Origin of the sequence: Variovorax sp. V15 (assembly GCF_041154425.1) — a bacterium.
Classification (GTDB): Bacteria; Pseudomonadota; Gammaproteobacteria; order Burkholderiales; family Burkholderiaceae_C; genus Variovorax; species Variovorax guangxiensis.
In genome coordinates this window covers 4977497-4995225 of the sequence record NZ_AP028659.1, presented here as the reverse complement: position 1 = coordinate 4995225, position 17729 = coordinate 4977497, and the positions used below count along the sequence as shown (strand labels likewise).

Annotated in this window: 21 protein-coding genes; 15 read left to right on the top strand and 6 right to left on the bottom strand. The window is 67.5% G+C overall.

Features of this window, described 5'->3' with window-relative positions; genetic code table 11:
* Positions 1–10: 10 nt before the first annotated feature.
* Positions 11–1021 carry an inorganic phosphate transporter gene (locus tag ACAM57_RS23895; RefSeq protein ID WP_126022732.1) on the top strand — a complete coding sequence of 337 codons (1011 nt, stop codon included), beginning with the start codon at positions 11–13 and terminating at the stop codon, positions 1019–1021.
* 6 nt (positions 1022–1027) lie between these two features.
* Here ACAM57_RS23895 and ACAM57_RS23890 read toward each other — a convergent pair whose 3' ends face one another.
* Together ACAM57_RS23890 and ACAM57_RS23885 are read right to left on the bottom strand one after the other, a co-directional pair.
* A complete protein-coding gene (locus ACAM57_RS23890; protein ID WP_184635628.1) occupies positions 1028–1474 on the bottom strand; it encodes a TM2 domain-containing protein in 447 nt (148 codons plus the stop codon).
* Positions 1471–1995 (bottom strand): N-acetyltransferase family protein, encoded by a 525-nt coding sequence (locus tag ACAM57_RS23885; protein WP_369659205.1) that lies wholly within the window; start codon positions 1993–1995, stop codon positions 1471–1473. The genes ACAM57_RS23890 and ACAM57_RS23885 overlap by 4 nt, the downstream gene beginning before the upstream one ends.
* 178 nt (positions 1996–2173) lie before the next feature.
* On the opposite strand from ACAM57_RS23885, the gene rpsP reads away from it, so the two are divergent.
* The 8 genes from rpsP (at position 2174) to ACAM57_RS23845 (ending at position 8348) form a co-directional block, all read left to right on the top strand.
* Positions 2174–2437 carry a 30S ribosomal protein S16 gene (gene rpsP, locus ACAM57_RS23880; RefSeq protein ID WP_028259818.1) on the top strand — a complete coding sequence of 88 codons (264 nt, stop codon included), beginning with the start codon at positions 2174–2176 and terminating at the stop codon, positions 2435–2437.
* Positions 2438–2452: 15 nt separating this feature from the next.
* Positions 2453–3007 carry a ribosome maturation factor RimM gene (rimM, locus tag ACAM57_RS23875; RefSeq protein ID WP_184635632.1) on the top strand — a complete coding sequence of 185 codons (555 nt, stop codon included), beginning with the start codon at positions 2453–2455 and terminating at the stop codon, positions 3005–3007.
* Between the two features lie 17 nt (positions 3008–3024).
* The gene (gene trmD, locus ACAM57_RS23870) at positions 3025–3771 is read left to right on the top strand and encodes a tRNA (guanosine(37)-N1)-methyltransferase TrmD (protein WP_184635634.1); all 747 of its coding nucleotides are present in this window, start codon (positions 3025–3027) and stop codon (positions 3769–3771) included.
* Between the two features lie 99 nt (positions 3772–3870).
* On the top strand, positions 3871–4251 hold the full coding sequence (rplS, locus tag ACAM57_RS23865; RefSeq protein ID WP_026346370.1) for a 50S ribosomal protein L19: 381 nt from the start codon (positions 3871–3873) through the stop codon (positions 4249–4251).
* A 140-nt stretch (positions 4252–4391) separates the two neighbouring features.
* Positions 4392–5135: a CoA pyrophosphatase gene (locus ACAM57_RS23860; protein WP_184635635.1), complete on the top strand. Its 744-nt coding sequence runs from the start codon at positions 4392–4394 to the stop codon at positions 5133–5135.
* A gap of 52 nt (positions 5136–5187) precedes the next feature.
* The gene (locus ACAM57_RS23855; protein WP_126022740.1) at positions 5188–6189 is read left to right on the top strand and encodes a CobD/CbiB family protein; all 1002 of its coding nucleotides are present in this window, start codon (positions 5188–5190) and stop codon (positions 6187–6189) included.
* Positions 6190–6204: 15 nt separating this feature from the next.
* Positions 6205–7308, top strand: a complete 1104-nt coding sequence (gene hisC, locus ACAM57_RS23850; RefSeq protein ID WP_369659204.1) for a histidinol-phosphate transaminase — start codon at positions 6205–6207, stop codon at positions 7306–7308.
* Positions 7305–8348: a hypothetical protein gene (locus tag ACAM57_RS23845; RefSeq protein WP_369659203.1), complete on the top strand. Its 1044-nt coding sequence runs from the start codon at positions 7305–7307 to the stop codon at positions 8346–8348. Before hisC ends, ACAM57_RS23845 begins: the two co-directional genes overlap by 4 nt.
* Positions 8349–8369: 21 nt before the next feature.
* Here the strand turns inward: ACAM57_RS23845 and rsgA are convergent, their stop codons facing one another.
* Genes rsgA through ACAM57_RS23830 form a run of 3 tightly spaced genes read right to left on the bottom strand, consistent with a single transcriptional unit; the run spans position 8370 to position 10982 of the window.
* Complete coding sequence (gene rsgA, locus ACAM57_RS23840) at positions 8370–9320, bottom strand: ribosome small subunit-dependent GTPase A (protein ID WP_369659202.1); 951 nt, start codon at positions 9318–9320, stop codon at positions 8370–8372.
* A 12-nt stretch (positions 9321–9332) separates the two neighbouring features.
* A complete protein-coding gene (locus ACAM57_RS23835; protein WP_369659201.1) occupies positions 9333–9686 on the bottom strand; it encodes a 4a-hydroxytetrahydrobiopterin dehydratase in 354 nt (117 codons plus the stop codon).
* A gap of 33 nt (positions 9687–9719) precedes the next feature.
* Positions 9720–10982: a M48 family metallopeptidase gene (locus tag ACAM57_RS23830; protein WP_126022746.1), complete on the bottom strand. Its 1263-nt coding sequence runs from the start codon at positions 10980–10982 to the stop codon at positions 9720–9722.
* Between the two features lie 59 nt (positions 10983–11041).
* On the opposite strand from ACAM57_RS23830, the gene orn reads away from it, so the two are divergent.
* The gene (orn, locus tag ACAM57_RS23825; protein WP_369659200.1) at positions 11042–11638 is read left to right on the top strand and encodes an oligoribonuclease; all 597 of its coding nucleotides are present in this window, start codon (positions 11042–11044) and stop codon (positions 11636–11638) included.
* Between the two features lie 255 nt (positions 11639–11893).
* Complete coding sequence (locus ACAM57_RS23820; protein WP_369659199.1) at positions 11894–13738, top strand: DEAD/DEAH box helicase; 1845 nt, start codon at positions 11894–11896, stop codon at positions 13736–13738.
* 59 nt (positions 13739–13797) lie between these two features.
* Here the strand turns inward: ACAM57_RS23820 and ACAM57_RS23815 are convergent, their stop codons facing one another.
* Entirely contained in the window at positions 13798–13998 is a 201-nt protein-coding gene (locus tag ACAM57_RS23815; RefSeq protein WP_369659198.1) for a hypothetical protein, read from the bottom strand.
* On the opposite strand from ACAM57_RS23815, the gene ACAM57_RS23810 reads away from it, so the two are divergent.
* From ACAM57_RS23810 to ACAM57_RS23795, 4 genes are read left to right on the top strand one after another with little or no spacing between them, the layout of a single operon-like run.
* Positions 13969–15042, top strand: a complete 1074-nt coding sequence (locus ACAM57_RS23810; RefSeq protein WP_369659197.1) for an NAD/NADP octopine/nopaline dehydrogenase family protein — start codon at positions 13969–13971, stop codon at positions 15040–15042. The two genes, ACAM57_RS23815 and ACAM57_RS23810, sit on opposite strands and share 30 nt — an antisense overlap.
* Positions 15032–16039, top strand: coding sequence for a 3-hydroxybutyryl-CoA dehydrogenase (locus ACAM57_RS23805; RefSeq protein WP_369659196.1), 1008 nt, complete (start codon positions 15032–15034; stop codon positions 16037–16039). Before ACAM57_RS23810 ends, ACAM57_RS23805 begins: the two co-directional genes overlap by 11 nt.
* Positions 16036–16836, top strand: coding sequence for an alpha/beta fold hydrolase (locus ACAM57_RS23800; RefSeq protein ID WP_369659195.1), 801 nt, complete (start codon positions 16036–16038; stop codon positions 16834–16836). Before ACAM57_RS23805 ends, ACAM57_RS23800 begins: the two co-directional genes overlap by 4 nt.
* Positions 16837–16841: 5 nt before the next feature.
* Positions 16842–17717 carry a zinc-binding alcohol dehydrogenase family protein gene (locus ACAM57_RS23795; RefSeq protein WP_369662471.1) on the top strand — a complete coding sequence of 292 codons (876 nt, stop codon included), beginning with the start codon at positions 16842–16844 and terminating at the stop codon, positions 17715–17717.
* The last annotated feature ends 12 nt before the right edge of the window (positions 17718–17729 follow it).

The following is a 17729-nucleotide window of genomic DNA, read 5'->3' as shown; positions in this document are numbered from 1 at the left end:
GCAGCGACCGATGGCAACGGTTCAGGTCGCCCTCTGGGTGGTTGTGGTGCTGGTCGCTCTGGCGATCCTGTTCGACTTCATGAACGGATTCCACGACGCCGCCAATTCGATTGCGACGGTGGTCTCCACCGGGGTGCTCCGGCCGGGGCAGGCCGTGGTCTTCGCGGCCTTCTTCAACCTGGTCGCGATCTTCATCTTTCATCTGAGCGTGGCCGCCACGGTGGGCAAGGGCATCGCCCAGCCCGGCGTGGTCGACGTGCACGTGGTGTTCGGCGCGCTCGTCGGCGCCATCAGCTGGAACCTCGTGACCTGGTACTACGGCATTCCGAGCAGCTCGTCGCATGCGCTGATCGGCGGCATCGTGGGCGCCGTGATCGCCAAGACCGGCACCAGCGGCCTCGTCGCCTCCGGCATCTGGAAGACGGTGGCGTTCATTTTTGTCTCCCCGCTGCTGGGCTTCCTGCTGGGCTCGCTGATGATGGTCGTGGTGGCCTGGGGCTTCCGCCGTGCCACTCCGTCGCGCATCGACCGCTGGTTCCGCCGGCTGCAGCTGGTCTCGGCCGGCGCCTACAGCCTGGGCCACGGCGGCAACGACGCGCAGAAGACCATCGGCATCATCTGGATGCTGCTGATCGCCACGGGCTACGCTTCCGCCGGCGAATCGGCGCCTCCGAACTGGGTCATCGTGAGCTGCTATGCCGCGATCGCGCTGGGCACCATGTTCGGCGGCTGGCGCATCGTGAAGACCATGGGCCAGAAGATCACCAAGCTCAAGCCCGTGGGCGGCTTCTGCGCCGAGACCGGCGGCGCGCTGACCCTGTTCCTGGCCACCGCGCTGGGCATTCCGGTGTCGACCACCCACACCATCACCGGCGCCATCGTCGGCGTGGGCTCCACGCAGCGCGCGAGCGCGGTGCGCTGGGGCGTGGCGGGGAACATCGTCTGGGCCTGGATCTTCACGATCCCGGCTTCGGCGTTCGTGGCGGCTATTGCTTACTGGATCAGCATGCAGCTGTTCTGACGGCGGCTACTGCGAAATCTTCCGCCCCTCTTCGATCTGGTGCTCGAAGTAGCGCTGGAAGCTGAAGACGATGCTGGCCATCAGGATCGTGCTGCCGAAGAAGAGGGCCAGCACGACGGCGCCGATGGTGAACCAGTTGGTGCGGCCGGGTTCGGCATCGGCCGGGGCGCTGGCGTTGAAGCGGGCGTTCCACTTCTCGGGCGTCATGAGGCCGTAGACGATGGCCATCAGCGCGCAGCCGGCGATGGTGAAGCCCAGCAGCGGGATCAGCGCCCAGCTCAATCCGTCGTCCACGCCGTACATGCGCACGCGCTCGATGCCGTAGACGCCCAGCGCGGTGGGAATGGGCAGCAGCCAGCCGAGCCAGTCGCCCATGCCGCGCAGGTAGAAACGGTGCAGCCCCAGGGGGCCGCCGAGGAAGGAGAGCCAGGCGGCAACGGTCTTGTTTTTCATTCGGGTCTGGTGGTGCTGCCTTCGCCGAGCACCTTTTCCATCAATACGACGTCGCGCCATTCGCCGAACTTCCAGCCACAGTCCTTCAGCACGCCGACGTGCGAGAAGCCCTGGCTGCGATGCACGCCGATGGAGCCCGCGTTGGCCGAGTCGCCGATCACCGCGATCAGCTTGCGCACGCCCGCTGCCTCGGCTGCCTGCGACAGCGCCGCCAGCAGCTTGGCGCCCAGACCCTTGCCGCGTGCTGACTCCGACACGTAGATCGAGTCTTCTGCAGAGAAACGGTATGCGGGGCGTGGCTTGAACCAGTTGCAGTAGGCAAAACCCAACACTTTTCCGTCTTCCTCGGCAACCAGGTACGGCAGGTTCCTGGAGAGCACGTCCGCGCGGCGGGCGGCCATGTCGTTGGGGGAGGGAGGCTCTGTCTCGAAGGTGCCGGTGCCGTGCAGCACGTGGTGGGCGTAGATGGCCGTGACGGCCGCGATGTCTGCTTCGGTGCAGGGGCGGATGGCGAGGGGCATGCGGGTGAAACGGATGGCGTGAGGCCGGAATTCGGATAAAAACGCGGGTCGGGCTATAATCGCGGGCTTTTCAGCGTGTCGCTGGCCGGGTGGCCAGTCGCGTGTCTCGACGCTGGAAGAACATTGTGAGCGGGCCTTTTCCAATCCACGAGGCCTGCTGACCACCCAAGGATAAATCATGGTCGTCATTCGACTCTCCCGCGGCGGCTCCAAAGGCCGTCCGTTCTTCAACATCGTCGTGTCGGACAAGCGCGTTCGCCGCGATGGCCGTTTCATCGAGCGTCTGGGCTTCTACAACCCGATCGCCAAGGAAAACGAAGAAAGCATCCGTATCGCCCAGGACCGCCTGGCGTACTGGAAGAGCGTCGGCGCACAAGCTTCGCCGACCGTTCTGCGCCTGATCAAGCAAGCTGCAGCCGCAGCTCCCAAGGCGGCGGCCTAAGCCGCCCGCACGGCGATGCTCCCCGCACTCGAAGCCGCCGAATTGCCGGCGGATGCGATCGAAGTAGGGCGCATCGCCGATGCCTGGGGCATCAAGGGCTGGTTCAAGGTCCTGCCCCACAGCGCCCAGCCCGAGGCGCTCTTCTCATCGAAGCGCTGGTTCCTGCAGGCTCCCGGAGCCTCGGCGAGCACAGCCTTCCGGCTCGCGATCCGCGAAGCCAAGGAACATTCCGACTGCATCGTCGCCACGTCCGTGGACGTGCCCGACCGCAACGCCGCCGAGGCGCTGCGCGGCGCGCGCGTGTTCGTGCCGCGCTCCAGCTTTCCGACGGCCGGCGACGACGAGTACTACTGGGTCGACCTGATCGGCCTGTCCGTGGTCAACCGCGAAGGAGTGGCGCTCGGCACGGTGCGCGAGCTGCTCGCAACCGGCCCGCAGACCACTCTGGTGCTTGCCGCCGAAGAAGGCGGCAAGGCCATCGAGCGGATGGTGCCCTTCGTCTCGGCTTTCGTCGACAAGGTCGACTTGCCCGGGCGCCTCATCTCCGTCGACTGGCAGCCGGACTACTGACCGGCGCCCCGCGCGGCATGCGCTTCGACGTTCTCACGCTCTTTCCCGAACTTTTCGCGCCCTTCATGGCCAGCGGCGTGACGCGCCGCGCCTACGAGTCGAAGCAGGTCGAAGTGGTGCTGTGGAATCCGCGCGACTTCGCGCAGGGCAACTACAAGCGCGTGGACGACCGGCCGTTCGGCGGCGGTCCCGGCATGGTCATGATGGCCGAGCCCCTGTCCGACTGCCTCGACGCGGCGCTGGCCGCGCGTGGAACCGAAGCGCCGGTCATCCTGTTTTCTCCCATCGGCGAGGTGCTGCGGCACGAGGTGGTCGAGCGCTGGTCGGCAAGCGAGGGCGCCGTGCTGGTGTGCGGCCGCTACGAGGGCATCGACCAGCGTTTCATCGATGCGCGCGTCACCCACCAGATCAGCCTTGGCGATTTCGTGCTTTCCGGTGGCGAGATCGCGGCCATGGCGCTGCTCGATGCGGTGGCGCGGCTGCAGCCGGGCGTGCTCGGGGACGAGGCCAGCCATGTGCAGGACAGCTTCAATCCGGCACTCGACGGCCTCCTCGACTGCCCGCATTACACGCGGCCCGAGCAATGGAACGGGCAGGGCGTGCCGGCGCCGTTGCTCTCGGGCCATCACGCGCAGATCGAGCGCTGGCGGCGCGACCAGCGCCTTGCCATCACGGCCGGGCGGCGCCCCGAGCTCATCGACGCGGCCCGTGCGGCGGGACGTCTTGGCAAGGCCGATGAGGCCGCGCTGAAAAAAAAGCTATAATCCAGGGTTACCCGATCCTCTGTCCGGCCGCGCCCGGTCTTCCCATGGAAGCCAAAGGCGCCTTTTGTGTAGCCCGGCACGATCGAATTTCAGGAAATCATGAACCTCATCCAGACCCTCGAGCAGGAAGAAATCGCCCGTCTCGGCAAGACCATCCCCGAATTCATGCCCGGTGACACGGTCATCGTCAGCGTGAACGTCGTCGAAGGCACCCGCAAGCGCGTGCAGGCCTACGAAGGCGTCGTGATCGCCAAGCGCAACCGTGGCCTCAACAGCGGCTTCACCGTTCGCAAGATCTCCAGCGGCGAAGGCGTGGAGCGTACCTTCCAGACCTACAGCCCGCTGATCGCCGGCATCGAGGTCAAGCGTCGTGGCGATGTGCGCCGCGCCAAGCTGTACTACCTGCGCGACCGCAGCGGCCGCTCGGCACGCATCAAGGAAAAGCTGCCGAGCAAGTCGACGGCTGCGACGGCCGCGTAAAGCAGCCTTCCTGTCGTGCAAGAAAAGCCGCCGTTCTGGCGGCTTTTTGCGTTGTTGCCCCCGCTCAGCGACAACTTTCCGTTTTTCCGCTCTACTTCCGCTCTGTTTCACTCAACCCCGACCCCGGTACCTTTCATCTCTTGACCAACTCATCCATTTCCCCGCAGGCCGCCTCCGCCGAAATCGTCAACGCCGTGGCGCCGCCCACGCTGATGCAATTCGACCCGCGCAAGGTGCCCTTCGTGGCTGGTGAGGTCGAGGGACTGCCGCCGGTGGCTGCGGAGCAGCTGACGGCACAGGCGCTGCGCACGCGTTTCGCCACCCCTCCCGTCTGGACGCCCGAGTTGCGCCGCGAGCCGCGCATGACCGATCGCGTTCCGGCCCAGGCTGCAGTGCTGGTGCCGATCGTGCAGCGTCCGGAGGGCGCGACCGTGCTGCTCACCGAGCGAACCTCGAACCTGTCGACCCACTCGGGCCAGGTCGCCTTTCCCGGCGGCCGCGTCGATCCGGAAGACGCCAACATCGCCGCCGCCGCCTTGCGCGAAGCCTGGGAAGAAGTCGGCCTCTCGGCCCGATACATCGAGGTGCTCGGCAGCCTGCCGACGTACACGACCGTGACCTCCTTTATCGTGACGCCGGTTGTCGCGCTGGTGCAGCCCGATTTCGAGCTGACCATCAACCCCTACGAGGTTGCCGATGCCTTCGAGGTGCCGCTCGCCTGGCTGATGGATCCGGCCAATCATCGTCACCACACCGTGCCAGCACCCGACGGCACCCGGCGCCAGTGGTACTCCATGCCTTACCAGGACGGCCCGGACGAGCGCTTCGTGTGGGGCGCGACCGCCGGCATGCTGCGCAATCTCTACCGTTTTCTGGCGGCTTGAGCCCAGCCTGAATGCGGCCTGAATCTTCAGGCGCTCTCGCTATCATCGAAGGATGAGCTTTTTTGCCATCCTGTGCGCGCTGCTGATCGAGCAGGTGCGGCCGCTGGGCCCGCACAACCCCGTGTACGGCGCGGTGCTTGCGTGGACGCGCTGGACCAGCCGCAACTTCGACGCGGGCAAGCCGCATCACGGATGGATCGCATGGGGGCTCGCTGTATTCGTGCCCACGATTGGCGCACTCGGCGTGCACTGGCTTCTGGTACTTACGCTCGGCCTTCCTTTCGCGGTGCTCTGGAGCATCGCGGTGCTCTACGTCACGCTGGGCTTCCGGCAGTTCAGCCACCATTTCACCGACATCCGCGACGCGCTCGACGAAGGCGACGAGCCCCTGGCGCGCTCGCTGCTGGCGCACTGGCAGGGTGTCGACGCGGCAGATCTGCCGCGCAGCGAGATCGTGCGCCACGTCATCGAGCATTCGGTGATCGCCGCGCACCGCCACGTGTTCGGCGTGCTCGCATGGTTCTCGATCATCGCGGCCGTCGGCCTCGGGCCCGCAGGCGCCGTGTTCTACCGGATGAGCGAGTTCGTCTCGCGCTACTGGGCACACAAGAACGGCGCCGCGGTCCAGCCTTCCAGTGTTTCGGTGCAAGAGGCCGCAGACCGCGCCTGGCACGCCATCGACTGGCTGCCCGCGCGCATCACTGCGCTGGGCTTCGCGGTGGTCGGCAGCTTCGAGGAAGCGATCGACTGCTGGCGCAACGACGCGCAACGCTTTCCCAACGAGAACGACGGGGTGATCCTCGCGGCCACCTCGGGAGCGGTCAATGTGCGTCTGGGCGGCGGCTCGCTGCGGCCGATCCCGGTTGCCGACCCGCTGCCGCGCGCCCAGGCCGGTGAATCGCTGGCCGATGGCCGCCGCACCGACAGCGGCAGCACGCCGGGCCGCGAACCCGAGCCAGGGCATCTGCGCAGCGTCGTGGGCCTTGTCTGGCGCTCGGTGGTGATGTGGATGGTGCTGCTGGCCCTGCTGACCCTGGCTCGCCTGCTCGGCTGAGCGAAGGCTGAAGCCATGACCCAGCAACAGCAGCAGCCGGTACCGGCCTTCTGGAGCCCCCGGATCGCCGCGCTCGAGCCCTATGTGCCCGGCGAGCAGCCGCGCATCGCGAACCTCGTCAAGCTCAACACCAACGAGAACCCGTATCCGCCATCGCCGGTTGCGGTGGAAGCCATCCGCCGCGCCGCCGAAGACGGCCTGGAGCGCTACCCGGATCCCACCTCGCTCGCGCTGCGCGAGGCCGTCGCCCGCCGGCATGGCCTGGAGCCCGGCGAGGTCTTCGCCGGCAATGGTTCCGACGAGGTGCTCGCGCACGCCTTCTTCGCGTTCTTCCAGCAGGCCGCCCCCCTGCTGATGCCGGACGTTAGCTACAGCTTCTACAAGGTCTATGCGCAGCTCTACGGCATTGCCTGCGAGCAGCAGCCCGTGGACGAGGGCCTGGGCATCGACATCGATGCACTCGCGGTTCGTGCGCGCCGGGGGTGCGCGGGCATCGTCATCGCGAATCCGAACGCGCCGACGGGCATCGGACTGCCGCTGTCGCGCATCGAGCAATTGCTCGAAGCCTGCCCCGATCGCGTGGTATTGGTCGATGAGGCGTATGTCGACTTCGGTGGCGAGAGCGCGCTGCCGCTGATCCGCAAGTACCCCAACCTGCTCGTGGTCCAAACCCTCTCGAAGTCGCGCGCATTGGCCGGCTTGCGCGTGGGCTTTGCCTGCGGGCAGGCGCACCTGATCGACGCCCTGGTCCGCGTCAAGGACAGCTTCAATTCGTACCCGCTCGACCGGCTGGCCTCGGCGGGCGCCGTCGCCGCGCTCGAGGACGAAGCCTGGTTCCGCGAGGCCTGCGGCAAGATCGTCGACACCCGCGAGGGCCTGACCCTCCAGCTCGAGGACCTGGGCTTCGAAGTGCTGCCCTCGCAGACCAACTTCGTCTTCGCGCGCCACCCGAAGCGCGATGCGGCCGAACTGGCCGCCTCGCTGCGCGAGCGCGCGGTGCTGGTGCGGCACTTCAGGCAGCCGCGCATCGCGCAGTACCTGCGCATCAGCATCGGTACGCGGGAGCAATGCAGCGTGCTCGTGCAGCGGCTGCAGGACATCCTCGACTCGACTCCATGAAAGATACCCAACCCATGCCGGTCCAGGACTCCGATCCGCGCGCCGAGGCTTGCGCCGCCTTCTGGGAGGCCGTGAGCACCCGGCTCGAAAGCCTGCGGGCCTTGCCTGCCCGTGAGCTGATGGAGGGGCTGAACCAGCTGCTGGAGCCCCATTTCCCTAGGCTGGCGGCCGAGGTGGCCGGCGATCCGCCCGTCTTCAAGCTCGTGCTGACCGCCCATGGCTCGGTGGACGACTTCGAGGACCTGATGATGCTGGTGCAGTCCAGCCCCAGGCTGCCGCGTGTGGAGGTGGAAGCCTTCCGCCAGCGCGCGAGCGATGGCTTCGGCATGCGCATGAACAACTTCGAACTGGCGAGCTCCGAGGTGCTGGTCAAGCATGAGCCCTACCGCGGGCGGGTGGCGCTGGAGATCGGCTTCGCCAAGCCGATCCCGATGGACATGCAGGACCACGCACGCCACATGAGCCTCATCATGCTCGACCACATCCTGGGCGAGTACGACTTCGCCGTGAAGGTGGGCGCGGTCGATTACGTGGAGGCTGATGCGCAGGCTGGTTTCAAGGGCGTGCCGCTCGACGATTTCGTCCCCCTGTTCGACGCCTGCTGGCGGGACGAACTGGGCCACACCGGCGTGTTCGCGCCGGGCGAGCATGCCTGGTCGGGCGTGAGCGCGACGCGCACGGCCGAGGACGGCCGCGAGATCGAGATGATCGTGATGCGCAACGACAGCGCCACCGCGCTGGTGGGCCGTGCCGACCTGTGCCATCGCCTGTCCGTGGCGGTTCCGGTCGAATCGGGCGAGGAGCTGGAAGAGGCTCGCGGCTATGAAGACCGGCTGACTGCGCGGCTGCAGGTGCACGAGGCCGGCTGCTGCACTCACGTGGTGCTGGAGGAGGGCGTGCGCACCATCCACTTCCAGGTGACCGATCCGGGCAGCGCGATCACGCAGGCTCAATCGCTGCAGGACGACATGGATCTGGCTGCGACGATGGAACTGGTCTTCGACCCGACCTGGCAGTCGTACCGGGTCTGGCTCGGCTGAAGCTGCCTCTGGTTCGCCAGATCAGTACCGCTTCTGGCTCAGCTCGGCGAAGAGCTCGCCGTAGATCCTGTAGCGGCTCGCGCTGATGGCGCCCGACGCACCGGCGGTTTCCACGTTCGCGATCACGCCGCAGCCCGGCTCGTGCAGGTGCGTGCAGTTGTAGAACTTGCAGTCGCCTGCGTGCTCGGCGATGTCGGGCATGAGGCTGGCGAGTTGCATCGGCGCGATGTGGTTCAGGCCGAATTCCTGGAAGCCCGGCGAATCGATCAGGCCGGTGGTGCGGGCCTCGTCGATCCAGTACCAGGTGGTGCTCGTGGTGGTGTGCTTGCCGGAGTTGAGCGCCTGCGAGATCTCCTGCGTCAGCACGGCCGCGCCAGGCACCAGCAGGTTGGTCAGCGTGCTCTTGCCCGAGCCGGACGGGCCCAGTACCAGGGTGGACTTGCCGGCGAGCAGTTTCATCAGCGAGGCGCGGTCCGCCTCCGCCGAAGCCTTCAGCGACAGCGGCAGCACGCCGTGGTGCATGCGTCGATAGGGCGCCAGCCTCGCCCAGGCGCGCTCGAAGGGCTCGACCAGATCGCTCTTGTTCAACGCGATGATGGGCGCGATGCGCTCGGCCTCGGCGGCGATCAGCGCGCGGGCCAGCTGGTGTTCGGAAAACTCTGGCTCGGCCGCGATCAGGATCAGCACATGGTCGAGATTGGCCGCGAATGACTTGGTGCGGATCTCGTCCTGGCGGTAGAAGAGATTGCGCCGCGGCAGCACCTGCTCGATGGTGCCTTCGTCCTCGCTGGCCTGCCAGTGGACGCGGTCGCCGACCACGGCCTGGCTCTTCTTGCCGCGCGGATGGCAGATCAGCCGTTCGCCTGCGGGTGTTTCGACGAGGCAGTGGCGCCCGTGGCTGGCGACGACGAGGCCTTCGTGGAGTGCCTTCGCAGCGGCGGCTGCGGGCGCGGCGCGGCCGGGCTTAGCCAAGAGCGCCTTCCATCAGGCGGCGGGCGCGGCGCCGACCAGCGCGTCGGCCTGGCGGGCGCAGTCGAAGTCGGTGGTCGACAGGCCGCCCACGTCGTGCGTGTTGAAGCGCACCACGCAGCGGTTGTAGTGCACCGACAGGTCGGGATGATGATCTTGCGTGTGCGCCACGAAGGCGAGGGCGTTCACGAAGGCGATGGTCTCGAAGTAGTTGGCGAAGCTGAAGGTCTTCTCGATGGCGACATCTGCGCCGTCGCCCGTGAGCCTCCAGCCGTCGAGGCGCGCCAGGCCCGAGACGATCTCGGTGGCGCTCAGCGCCTTGCGGGGAGGGAGGTTCTTCCAGTCCTTGGGCTTGAACATGCTGCTCATGATGGGCTTCTTCGAGTGAGGGGCGCGGCCGGGTCAGGCCGGGGCTGCCATGCGCGCGAGGCGCTCGGAGGCCGGGGGATGCGAATAGTAGAACTTGACGAACACGGGGTCGGGCGTGAGCGTCGAAGCGTTGTCCTGGTAGAGCTTGAGCAGGGCGGCCGACAGGTCGGCGCCGCTGGTCTGGGCCACCGCGTAGGCGTCGGCCTCGAACTCGTGCTTGCGCGACAGCAGCGCGGGCAGCGGCGCCACGAAGAAGCCGAACACCGGCACGGCGAGCATGAACAGCAGCAGCGCCAGCGCGCTGTTGGGCGCCGTCATGTTGGGCTGCACACCCAGGCCGGCATAGAACCAGACCTGCGTCGACACCCAGCCCAGCAGGGCGAAACCAGCCAGGCTCAGCGCGAACATCGCAATCAGCCGCTTGACGATGTGACGGTGCTTGAAGTGCCCCAGCTCGTGCGCGAGCACCGCCTCGACCTCGCCGGCATTCAGCTGGCGCAGCAGCGTGTCATAGAACACCACGCGCTTGCTGGCGCCGAAGCCAGTGAAGTAGGCGTTGGCATGGGCGCTGCGCGTGCTGCCGTCCATCACGAACAGGCCCTTGGCCGCGAAGCCGCAGCGCTTCATGAGGGCCGTTACGCGTTCCTTGAGCGTGGGGTCGTCCAGCGGCTGGAACTTGTTGAACAACGGCGCGATGAAGGTCGGGTAGATCAGCATCAGCAGGAGGTTGAAGCCCATCCAGGCGCCCCAGGCCCACAGCCACCACAGCTGGCCGGCTGCGCCCATGAGCCAGAGGATCAGGGCGGCGATGGGCAGTCCGATCACCGCGCCCAGGAGCGTGGACTTGAGCGTGTCCGCCAGCCAGAGCTTCCAGGTCATCTTGTTGAAGCCGAAGCGTTCTTCGAGCCTGAAGGTCTGCCAGAGCGTGAAGGGCAGCTCGAGCAGCCCGCCGATGGCCGCGAAGGCTGCCAGCAGCACCAGTTGCTGCACCATGCCGCCGCCGATCCAGCCCAGCAGGAGCTTGTTGAGCAGGTCAAGTCCGCCGAGCAGGGTCCAGCCGAGCAGCAGCGCCGCGCTCCATGCCATCTCGACCAGGCCGAATCGCGCCTTGGCGATCGTGTAGTCGGCCGCCTTCTGGTGCGCGGCGAGGGTGATGGTCTGCGCGAAGGCTGCAGGGACGGTGCCGCGGTGCTGCGCCACGTGGCGGACCTGTCGCGTGGCCAGCCAGAACTTCACGAGCAGGCCCGCGACGATCGCGGCCGCGAAAGCGATGGTGAAGATGAGCGAATAGGACATGGATCGGCGAGTTTAGCCCTCGCTATCCGGGGCCGCAGCCCTTCGACGACAATCCTGCGATGCCTGAATCCCTTGACCCGACGCCCTCCGCAGCCGCCCCGACCCTGAAGAAAAGCGACCAGAACCTGGTCTGGCTGGACTGCGAAATGAGCGGTCTGGACCCCGAGAAAGAGCGCCTGCTCGAAATCGCCGTGGTCGTCACCGGCCCCGACCTCACGCCCCGCATCGACGGCCCCGTGCTGGTCATTCACCAGAGCGACGCCGTGCTCGACGGCATGGACGCCTGGAACAAGGGCACCCATGGCCGCAGCGGGCTGATCGACAAGGTCAAGGCGTCCACGCTCGACGAAGCCGCGGCTGAACAGCAGCTGCTGGAATTCATCGCCAAGTACATTCCGCGCAGCGGTTCGCCCATGTGCGGCAACACCATCGGGCAGGACCGGCGTTTCCTCGTCAAGTTCATGCCCAAGCTGGAGGCGTATTTCCACTACCGCAATCTCGACGTGAGCACGCTGAAGGAACTGGCCAAGCGCTGGAAGCCGGCGGCCTACAACAGCTTCAAAAAGCAGCAGGCGCACACGGCGCTGGCGGATGTGCACGAGTCCATCGAGGAACTGGCGCACTATCGAGAGACCTTCCTGCGCCTGGCAGATTGAACAAGGCCAAGGATTAGGTAAAAACCCGAATCCGTGCCATAATCGCAGGCTTCGCTGGCCGGGCAGGCATTTTTAGCCCGGTGAGCGTTTCTCGCATCTCCCTATCTTGCACACCGCGCCCGATCGCATTTGCTGATCAAAAAGGGCCGCAGCCTTGGGCATCCGCCCGAAGTTGAATGTCGTTGGATGGTTGATGTTTTTAACCACCCAACGGGGCGCCGTCCACGGCGGCGCTCGCGTTTGAGATTGAAATTCATGACCGACGCTTTTGAAGCGCAGGGCGAGTTCGCGCCTGTGCAATCCGCTACCCACAACGAATTCACCGCCGCCATGGACACCGTGTCCGAGGCGCCCATCCTCGATGCGCTGGACGGCGCCGCCCCTGAGGCCGCCGCCGAAGAGCCCAGCGCTCCCAATGGCTTCATCAAGCTGGGCCTTGCGCCCGAGCTGATCGCCGCCGTGGCGGACATGGGCTTCACCCAGCCCACCGCCGTGCAGGAAAAGGTCGTTCCCATCGCCATGGGCGAGCAGAACGGCTCGGCCCCCTCGACGCGTTTCGTCGACCTGATGGTTTCGAGCCAGACCGGTTCGGGCAAGACCGCCGCCTTCCTGCTGCCCGTGCTGCACACCCTCATCAAGCGCCAGGCTGAAGCCGAGGCCGCTGCCCGGGCCGAATTCCAGCGCCTGGCCGCCGAAGCCGCCGCCCGCGGCGAAGCTCCGCCCAAGAAGGCGAAGCGTAAGGACCCGACCAACGCCCGCAACTTCAAGGCGGCCACTCCCGGCGCCCTGGTGCTGTGCCCCACGCGCGAACTCGCGCAGCAGGTCGCGCACGACGCCATCGAGCTGGTGCGCCACTGCCGCGGCCTGCGCATCGCGAACGTGGTGGGCGGCATGCCTTACCAGCTCCAGATCGCTCGTCTGCAGAACGCCGACCTCGTGGTCGCCACGCCGGGCCGCCTGCTCGACCTGCAGCGCTCGATGCAGATCAAGCTCGACCAGGTCAAATTCCTGGTGGTCGACGAAGCCGACCGCATGCTCGACCTGGGCTTTGCCGACGATCTGGCCGAGATCAACCAGCTCACCATCGAGCGCCAGCAGACCATGATGTTCAGCGCCACCTTCGCGCCGCGCATCCAGCAGCTGGCCGCCCGCGTGATGCGCGAGCCGCAGCGCGTGACCATCGACAGCCCGCAGGAAAAGCACGCCAACATCAAGCAGGTGCTGTTCTGGGCCGACAACGCCCAGCACAAGCGCAAGCTGCTCGACCACTGGCTGCGCGACACCAGCATCAACCAGGCCATCGTGTTCGCTAGCACGCAGGTCGAGTGCGACGGCCTCGCCAACGACCTGCAGCAGGACGGCTTCAGCGCCGTCGCGCTGCACGGCGCCCTGAGCCAGGGCCTGCGCAACCGCCGCCTGATGGCGCTGCGCAACGGCCAGGTGCAGATCCTGGTGGCCACCGACGTGGCTGCGCGCGGCATCGACGTGCCGACCATCACCCACGTCTTCAACTTCGGCCTGCCGATGAAGGCCGAGGACTACACCCATCGCATCGGCCGCACCGGCCGCGCGGGCCGCGACGGCATCGCCGTCACTTTCGCGGAATTCCGCGATCGCCGCCGGATCATGGACATCGAGCACTACAGCCGCCAGCAGTTCAAGGCCGAGGTGATCCCCGGCATGGAACCGCAGCAGCGCATGCCGCAGTCGCGCCCTGATTTCGGTGGCCGCGGCGGTCACTCGCGCGACCGCAAGTTCGGCGGTGGCGGCGGCTACCGTGGCGGCAATGGCGGCGGCTATGCCGGCGCCAGCGGCTTCAACGACCGCAACTCGCGCGGCCCCGGTGCATCGGGCTCGCGTGGCGGCTACCAGGGCCAGAACGCCGGTTTCGGCGGCGGCCGTGACGAAGGCGGCAACGGCGGCGGCTATGGCCGCAAGCCGGGCTGGGGCGACAGCGCTCCGCGCGGCGGCCACGGTCACGGCGGCGGCCGCGGCGACGGCGGTTTCGCGCCCCGCGGCAATGGCGCCGGCCATGGCGGCCTGGGCAAGGTGTTCGTGCCCCGCGATGCGCAGAAGCGCGCGTTCAAGCCCGGCCGCTGATCCTTCCGGGAACGCAGCCTGACGGCTGCGCCCTCCCATCCTTGCGAAAGCCCGCGTTCTCACGAGCGCGGGCTTTTTTCATTTCGGGCGCGTTCCGGGTTTCCGAGCACGCCGCCCCCGTCGAGTTTGATTGACATCTGAATCGATGAAAAGTAATGTAATGGCGCATCGCTTCCCCGGAGTCGTATCTCGACTGCCGGTTCATCGACACCTGCTTTTCGACTTTCGACATGAAAATTGCGATTCTTGGGGGTGGTCATGGCGCCTACGCGGCTGCCGCGGACCTGTCTGAAACCGGTCATGAAGTGCGCCTGTGGCGCCGCGATGCCCAAGCGCTGCAGCCGTTGCTGCGCGCCGGCGCGATCACGCTGAAGGACGCCGACGGCTCGCGCGAGGTGCCCATCGCGCTCGCCACCGCCGACATCGGCGCCGCCATGCAGGGCGCCGAGCTGATCGTCATACCGACTCCTGCCATCGCCCAGCACGACATCGCGCTCGCCATGGCGCCGCACCTGGTCGACGGCCAGGTCGTCTTCCTGCCGCCGGGCACATTCGGCAGCTACGTGATGGCGCGCACCGTGAAGGACGCCGGCAGCCGCGCCGACGTGGCCTGGGCCGAAACCGGCACCTTGCCGTACCTGGCGCGCAAGCACGGCGACCGCGAAGTCAACGTCACCATCCGCGCGATCCGGCTGCCGACCGGCGTCTACCCGGCCCGCAAGGAGGTGCAGGCCATCGAGGTGATCCGCAGGGCCTATCCGGCGGTGCATGGCTGCGGCGACGCGCTCTCGGGCGCGCTGATGAACGCGGGTCCCGTCATCCACCCGCCGCTGATGGTGATGAACGCCGCGCCGCTGCAGCACTTCGAGCGCTGGGACATCCACAACGAAGGCACGCAGCGCGCCGTGCGCGACGTGACCGACCGGCTCGACCAGGAGCGCATCGCGGTGCGCGAAGCCTTCGGGCAGGGCTCGCCGCACTATCCGCTGGCCGACCACTACAACAACGACCAGTGGATGTACGGCGATGCGCACAAGCAGCTCGTCAAGTCGGGCGACTGGCGCGAGAACATCGACCTGCACACGCACCGCTACATCACCGAGGACACCGAGCTCGGTCTCGCCTTCCTTGCCTCCGCCGCGCGCCATGCGGGCGTGGATGCACCCATCGCGCACGGCCTCCTGGCCATCGTCGGCGGCTTTCTGGGGCGCGACCTGCGGCGCGGCCCCCGCACCTTCGAGAGCCTGGGCTTCGCCGGCCTGAGCACCGCGCAGCTCAAGCAGAGGCTCCACGATGGCGAATGAAACCGCCTCGCTGCCTCGCTTCGCGGCCGTGGGCGCGGGCCGCATGGGGCGCGGCATCGCCATCGCTTTCGCGTATGCCGGCCACCGCATCTCGCTGATCGACTTGCGCCAGCGCACCGACGAAGCATGGGCGCGGCTGCGCGACGAAGCCAAGGCCGAGATCGAAGCCAGCCTCTCGGGGCTCGCGCAGCTCGGCGTGATCGACGAGTCGAAGATCGCCGACATCGCTGCGCGCGTCGATCCGGTCGATGCCGCTGCCGCCCCGCGGGCACTGGCCGCCGCCGAGCTCGTGTTCGAGGGCGTGCCCGAAACCATGGAAGCCAAGCGCGAAGCCTTCGATCAGCTCAACCGCCATTGCCGCGACGACGCGATCCTCACCTCGACAACCAGCAGCATCCTGGTGACGCAGCTCGCGTCGCTGGTGCGGCTGCCGGGGCGCTTTCTCAACATGCACTGGCTCAACCCGGCCTACGTGATTCCCGTGGTCGAGCTCAGCTGCCACCCCGGTACCGACGCCACGGTGCTCGCTCGCACGAAGGCGCTGATGGAAGAGATCGGCAAACTGCCCGTGGTCTGCGGCGCGTCGCCCGGCTACATCGTGCCCCGCCTGCAGGCGCTGGTGATGAACGAGGCCGCGCGGATGATCGAGGAGGGCGCCGCCACCGCGGAAGAAATCGACAAGGCCACGCGCTACGGCCTGGGCCTGCGTTTCGCGGCACTGGGCGTGGTGGAGTTCATCGACTTCGGCGGCTGCGACATCCTGCACCACGCGAGCCGCGAGATGTCGGCCTCGCTCGATGCGGGCCGCTACACCGCGCCGGCGATCGTCGGGAAGATGGTCGAGCAGGGCCGGCTCGGCCTCAAGAGCGGCAGCGGCTTCTACGACTACGAGGGCCGCGACGTCGCGGCCTACCGGCGCGACGTGCTCTTGCGCACGCTCGGCGAGCTGCGGCACGCGGGCCTGTGGCGTGCGCCTGCCGATCGGACCCTGTCATGACCAGCATCCGCCGCGCATTCGCCGACCTGTCGGTGGGGCAGGTGCACTACGCGGCATGTGGTGACCCGACGGCACCGGCCGTGCTGCTGCTGCACCAGTCGCCGCGCAGCTGGGCCGAATACCGCGCGGTGCTGCCGCTGATCGGCGCGCGCCGCAGGGCCATCGCGATGGATACGGTCGGCTTCGGCGACTCCGCCGACGGCGGCGTGCCGGCGAGCATCGAGCAATGGGCGCGCGTGGCGTGCGAGTTGCTCGATGCGCTCGGCATCGAGAAGGTCGATGTGGTAGGGCATCACACCGGCGGCGTCATCGCGGTCGAGCTTGCAGTGGCGTTTCCGCAGCGCGTTCGCAGCCTGGTGCTGTCGTCCACGCCGTACACCGACGAGCCCTTTCGCAAGGCGCGCGCGCAGCGTCCGCCCATCGACGAAGTCGCGCCCAGCGAAGACGGCAGCCATCTCGCCGCGCTCTGGCAGAAGCGCCAGGGCTTCTATCCGGCCGGTCGTCCCGAATTGCTCGGAGCCTTCGTGCTCGATGCGTTGAAGGTTGCGCGCGTCGAGGAAGGGCACCGTGCCGTGGCGTCGTACCGCATGGAAGAGCGCATCGGCCTGGTGGGACAGCCTGTATTGATTGTGCGCGCCACCGAAGACCCTTTTGCCGCACCTCACGCGGCGGAACTCCAGCACCACCTGCCGCAGGCGCGCATCGTCGACATCGAAGGCGGCATGGTGCCGCTGCCCGACCAGATGCCCGATGCCTTTGCTCGCACGGTGCTCGATTTTCTGGAGAAGCAGCCTTGAAAGCTGTGCGTATCCATGGATTCGATGCCGTGCCCGTGCTGGAAGAGGTCGCCGAGCCCACGGCACGGCCTGGGCGCACCATCGTGCGCATGGAGGCCGCGACGGTCGGGCACATCGACCGCACCGTGTGGCGCGGCAGCTTCCTCAGGCATCCGCCCTTGCCCTACACGCCGGGCGTGGAGGCTGCGGGCGTCGTCATCGCGAGCGGTCGCTACCAGCAGGAGCAGCGCGTCTGGCTGCGAGGAAGCGGCCTGGGCACGCTCTTCGACGGCACGTGGTGCGAGCAGATCGATGCGCCCGACGAGGCGCTGGGCCCGTTGCCCGACGACGTGCCGATGACTTTGGGCGCAGCCTTCTTCTCTCCGACGACGTCGGCGTGGGTGGCGCTGCATGAAGTCGCGAAGCTGAAGGCGGGCGAGCAGGTCCTGGTGACCGGGGCGAGCGGCGCCGTCGGCTCGCTCGTGATGCAGCTTGCGCGCGATGCCGGTTGTGCGGCTGTCGCGGTCGCTGCGGATGCGGAACCGCCTGCAGTGGCCAGCGCCGATCTGCTGATAGATACAGTCGGTGGCAGTGTGCTCGCGCGAACGCTGCCTGCAGTGCGCCCTGGCGGGCGGGCCGTTCTGGTCGGCTACACCGCGGGGCCCGTGCTCTCGCTCGACATCGCGCACTTTCTGCAGCGCGACGTGACACTCTTGCCCCTCAACATGTTCAGGCGCGAAGCTCAAGGCCGCGCAGCGGCGCCCGAGTTGCTTGCCAGGCTCGCGGATGGCCGACTGAGCCTCGACGTGCGGCCGTTCGCGCTTGCGGATGCCGCTGCCGCACTCGACTGGATCGCGCAGCGCGGCCATCGCGGCCGCGCCGTTCTCGTGCCCCGCCTCTGAGCTGCGAGGCCC

Coding starts and splice junctions, on each gene's coding strand:
- ACAM57_RS23895 (WP_126022732.1), top strand. CDS start 11: ATGGCAACGGTTCAGGTCGCCCTCTGGGTGGTTGTGGTGCTGGTCGCT.
- ACAM57_RS23890 (WP_184635628.1), bottom strand. CDS start 1,474: ATGAAAAACAAGACCGTTGCCGCCTGGCTCTCCTTCCTCGGCGGCCCC.
- ACAM57_RS23885 (WP_369659205.1), bottom strand. CDS start 1,995: ATGCCCCTCGCCATCCGCCCCTGCACCGAAGCAGACATCGCGGCCGTC.
- rpsP (WP_028259818.1), top strand. CDS start 2,174: ATGGTCGTCATTCGACTCTCCCGCGGCGGCTCCAAAGGCCGTCCGTTC.
- rimM (WP_184635632.1), top strand. CDS start 2,453: ATGCTCCCCGCACTCGAAGCCGCCGAATTGCCGGCGGATGCGATCGAA.
- trmD (WP_184635634.1), top strand. CDS start 3,025: ATGCGCTTCGACGTTCTCACGCTCTTTCCCGAACTTTTCGCGCCCTTC.
- rplS (WP_026346370.1), top strand. CDS start 3,871: ATGAACCTCATCCAGACCCTCGAGCAGGAAGAAATCGCCCGTCTCGGC.
- ACAM57_RS23855 (WP_126022740.1), top strand. CDS start 5,188: ATGAGCTTTTTTGCCATCCTGTGCGCGCTGCTGATCGAGCAGGTGCGG.
- hisC (WP_369659204.1), top strand. CDS start 6,205: ATGACCCAGCAACAGCAGCAGCCGGTACCGGCCTTCTGGAGCCCCCGG.
- ACAM57_RS23845 (WP_369659203.1), top strand. CDS start 7,305: ATGAAAGATACCCAACCCATGCCGGTCCAGGACTCCGATCCGCGCGCC.
- ACAM57_RS23835 (WP_369659201.1), bottom strand. CDS start 9,686: ATGAGCAGCATGTTCAAGCCCAAGGACTGGAAGAACCTCCCTCCCCGC.
- ACAM57_RS23830 (WP_126022746.1), bottom strand. CDS start 10,982: ATGTCCTATTCGCTCATCTTCACCATCGCTTTCGCGGCCGCGATCGTC.
- orn (WP_369659200.1), top strand. CDS start 11,042: ATGCCTGAATCCCTTGACCCGACGCCCTCCGCAGCCGCCCCGACCCTG.
- ACAM57_RS23820 (WP_369659199.1), top strand. CDS start 11,894: ATGACCGACGCTTTTGAAGCGCAGGGCGAGTTCGCGCCTGTGCAATCC.
- ACAM57_RS23810 (WP_369659197.1), top strand. CDS start 13,969: ATGAAAATTGCGATTCTTGGGGGTGGTCATGGCGCCTACGCGGCTGCC.
- ACAM57_RS23815 (WP_369659198.1), bottom strand. CDS start 13,998: ATGACCACCCCCAAGAATCGCAATTTTCATGTCGAAAGTCGAAAAGCA.
- ACAM57_RS23805 (WP_369659196.1), top strand. CDS start 15,032: ATGGCGAATGAAACCGCCTCGCTGCCTCGCTTCGCGGCCGTGGGCGCG.
- ACAM57_RS23800 (WP_369659195.1), top strand. CDS start 16,036: ATGACCAGCATCCGCCGCGCATTCGCCGACCTGTCGGTGGGGCAGGTG.